Genomic DNA, 603 nt, shown 5'->3' with positions numbered 1-603 from the left:
CCACTGAAAACGCCGCTCCGCCTGGTTTCCCTGACGTGGCGCTCGCTGGAGCTCTCCGTCGCCGCCTGGATAGTCAGGTCGTTTTGGGCGACGGTGACGGTGCCGGCGTCGGAGACCAGGTTGCTGCCGGTGACGGTGACGTTCCGCCCCCGCACCGCCACGCGGTCGCCGCTGACGGTGCCAGCTAGCGCCGTGGTCTCTTCCAGGCTGTCGCGGGTGCTCTTTTGGCGGGAGCCCAGCAGGCTCCTGGAGTTGTGCTGGCGGCCTTCGCTCCAGTGGCTGCTGGCTTCGCCGGCCAGGATGCCGACGTCGCCCCGGGCGACGACCAGCAGTGCGCCTTGCTCGCTGGTGACGTTGGCGGCGATGGCGGTCAGGTCGCGGCCGGCTTGCAGGCGTACATCGCCCGCCGTGGCGATATCAGTGCCGACGTCTTGTACATAACCTTGCTTGAGGTAATTGCCGGCATTGCGGACGTTGTTCTCCTGTTCGGCAATTTTGACGCTGCCGAGGCTCAGGTCACGGCCGGCGACGATGGCGCTCTGGCCGCCGTTGCTGACCCGGGCCGCCATCAGACTGGCGTCGCGCCCCGCCGAAGCCAGCAGA

Annotated in this window: 1 protein-coding gene; it reads right to left on the bottom strand. The window is 68.2% G+C overall.

Annotated elements, in window-relative coordinates:
- Positions 1-603 (bottom strand): hemagglutinin repeat-containing protein (locus tag EHO01S_RS17900; RefSeq protein ID WP_035371120.1); only part of this gene is annotated, 603 nt, incomplete at both ends.

It is taken from the genome of Edwardsiella hoshinae NBRC 105699 = ATCC 33379, from assembly GCF_000474215.1.
GTDB lineage: Bacteria > Pseudomonadota > Gammaproteobacteria > Enterobacterales > Enterobacteriaceae > Edwardsiella > Edwardsiella hoshinae.
The sequence above is the reverse complement of the archived record's forward strand: the minus strand, read 5'-3'. Positions and strand labels throughout refer to the sequence as shown.